The organism is Centipeda sp. (in: firmicutes), assembly GCF_057271695.1.
Genome location: NZ_DBHIVL010000044.1, coordinates 16,597 through 18,655 on the forward strand (window position 1 = coordinate 16,597; position 2,059 = coordinate 18,655).

Annotated in this window: 3 protein-coding genes and 1 tRNA gene (1 of these 4 cut by a window edge); all 4 read left to right on the forward strand. The window is 56.8% G+C overall.

Annotation, left to right across the window (positions count from 1 at the left end):
- A tRNA-Glu gene (locus ACO6BQ_RS07905) sits at positions 1 to 20 on the forward strand (it extends 155 nt beyond the left edge of the window).
- Positions 21 to 100: 80 nt separating this feature from the next.
- Entirely contained in the window at positions 101 to 859 is a 759-nt protein-coding gene (locus tag ACO6BQ_RS07910; protein WP_489120326.1) for a sulfite exporter TauE/SafE family protein, read from the forward strand.
- Positions 860 to 896: 37 nt separating this feature from the next.
- Positions 897 to 1,301, forward strand: coding sequence for a rhodanese-like domain-containing protein (locus ACO6BQ_RS07915; RefSeq protein WP_489120323.1), 405 nt, complete (start codon positions 897 to 899; stop codon positions 1,299 to 1,301).
- A 22-nt stretch (positions 1,302 to 1,323) separates the two neighbouring features.
- Positions 1,324 to 1,758: a rhodanese-like domain-containing protein gene (locus ACO6BQ_RS07920; protein ID WP_489120324.1), complete on the forward strand. Its 435-nt coding sequence runs from the start codon at positions 1,324 to 1,326 to the stop codon at positions 1,756 to 1,758.
- The last annotated feature ends 301 nt before the right edge of the window (positions 1,759 to 2,059 follow it).

The following is a 2,059-nucleotide window of genomic DNA, read 5'->3' on the forward strand; positions in this document are numbered from 1 at the left end:
GAATCCCATAGGCGTCACCATCGCAACAGACAGGAGCTGCTATGCAGCTCCTTTTATGTGTTACGGTGCGGGCTTCTCTGTGTCTGTGATGGAGGCTGCCATGCTCTTTTTGTCGATGCTTCTCATGGGGGGGATCATCGGATTTGTCGGCGCAGGCGGCAGTGGTGTTATCATCACCCTGCTTGTCGTAGGCTTCGGCGTTCCCATCCATCAGGCGCTTGCTGTCGCACTCGGCTCGATGGCGTTCACGACACTCTCAGGCGCAATCAGTCACTACCGCGAACGCGAGGTCGTTCCGCTGACGGGCGCAGTGCTCGGCATGGGGGGGCTCGTCGGTGCGCTCATCGGAGCCGTCCTCTCGAACCATATCGAGGCCCCGAATCTCAGCTTGTTTACGGGCGTGATGCTGCTCTCGAGCGCATTTCTCCTGTATCTGCGGATCTATCGGGCGGAATGGCTTGGGCGGCAGATCCCTGTACGCGAGGAGTTGCTGACGGGGCGAAAACTCTATCTCTACGGACTGCCCGTCGGATTCGTCTGCGGCGTACTCTCGGGTGCGTTCGGCATCGGTTCGGCGGCATACATCCAGATTGCGCTCATGGTTGTGTTCGGTGTGCCGCTGCTGCAGGCAATTGGGACGACGATGATGATTATTGTCCCGATTTCGATCAGTGGCGGCATTGGCTATGTCCTATATGGACAGCTTGCGCCGTGGCTCTTTATCCAGACGCTTGTCGCGCTCTCTGTCGGTTCGTACTTCGGGGCAAAGCTGACGCACCTCGCGCCGCTGCCCGTGCTGCGTTTCTGGATTGTCGCACTGCCGACGATCGGCGGCACGATCATGGTATTCTTTCGATAGATTGTCGCAGTGCGGCACGGTTATTTGGGGGGAATCTATGAGAAAGATTTTGGCGATCCTGCTGCTTCTTGCAGTCACTCTTGCCGGCGCAGGCTGCAATGGAGATGGTGCGGATGATCGAAAGGAACAGGCGAAATACCGTCGTATCACCGCCGATGAGGCACAGGTGCTCATGCAAAAGGAGGAGAACTATCTGATCCTCGATGTGCGCACACCGGAGGCGTTTGCGGAGGGGCATATTCCTCATGCGATCAACATCCCGATGGATGCGTTCGGCGAGGAGGCACCGCGTGAGCTGCCCGACCGGAATCAGATGATCTTCGTTTACTGTGTCAAGGGGGTTCGCAGTATGAACGTTGCCAACAGGCTTGCACATATGGGGTACAGGAACATCGTCGAGATGGGCGGCATTCAGGATTGGCACGGCGATATTGAGAAATAATTCTTTGGTTGTGAGGTTTTGTATGAGTAAATTTGTTATGGCTCTTTGTCTGAGTGTACTGACACTGGGGATCTGCGGATGCGGCAACGCGCAACAGGCAGACGCACCGAAGTCCGCCGCTGCGTCCGATGCAAAGGCGCAGGGAACGGCATTTCAGCGGGTAAGCTCCGATGAAGCGGCAAAGATGATGGCGGCAGAGTCAGGGTATCTGATCGTCGATGTGCGGACGGCGGGGGAGTTCGCGGACGGGCACATCCCGAACGCGATCAACATTCCGAACGAGTCGATCCATACGACGCCGCCGAAGGAGCTGCCCGACAAGGCGCAGAAGATCTTCGTCTACTGCCGCAGCGGTGCGCGCAGCGTGCAGGCATCGGAGAAACTCGTAGGACTTGGCTATACGAACATCGTCGAGATGGGCGGCATCAAGGACTGGCACGGGGATGTTGTGAAGTAATTCCTTGCGCGAGTGCGCACGGACTGCTGTATGGAGCAAACCTGCAGCAGTCCTATTTTTGTGCAAAAAAACAGTTCCCGGTCGGTTCAAACACCGGGAACTGCGTAACATAATCGTATCAATAATCGTATGCTGACCAACGGCGTTGTTTCGGAGAATCGCCGATAAAACATCCCCTCAGCGTGCGTCCTCTGAAACGTGTCCGTACCGTTTGGCACAGACTTCAACGCACATGGAGCATCGGTCAGAACGCCCAGCTGACATGTGCGCTGCCGGTATAGCCGTGACGCTTGCCCTGCCA

Excerpts from the sequence above, each read along its gene's own strand:
- ACO6BQ_RS07920 (WP_489120324.1), top strand. The coding sequence starts at position 1,324 with ATGAGTAAATTTGTTATGGCTCTTTGTCTGAGTGTACTGACACTGGGG.
- ACO6BQ_RS07910 (WP_489120326.1), top strand. The coding sequence starts at position 101 with ATGCTCTTTTTGTCGATGCTTCTCATGGGGGGGATCATCGGATTTGTC.
- ACO6BQ_RS07915 (WP_489120323.1), top strand. The coding sequence starts at position 897 with ATGAGAAAGATTTTGGCGATCCTGCTGCTTCTTGCAGTCACTCTTGCC.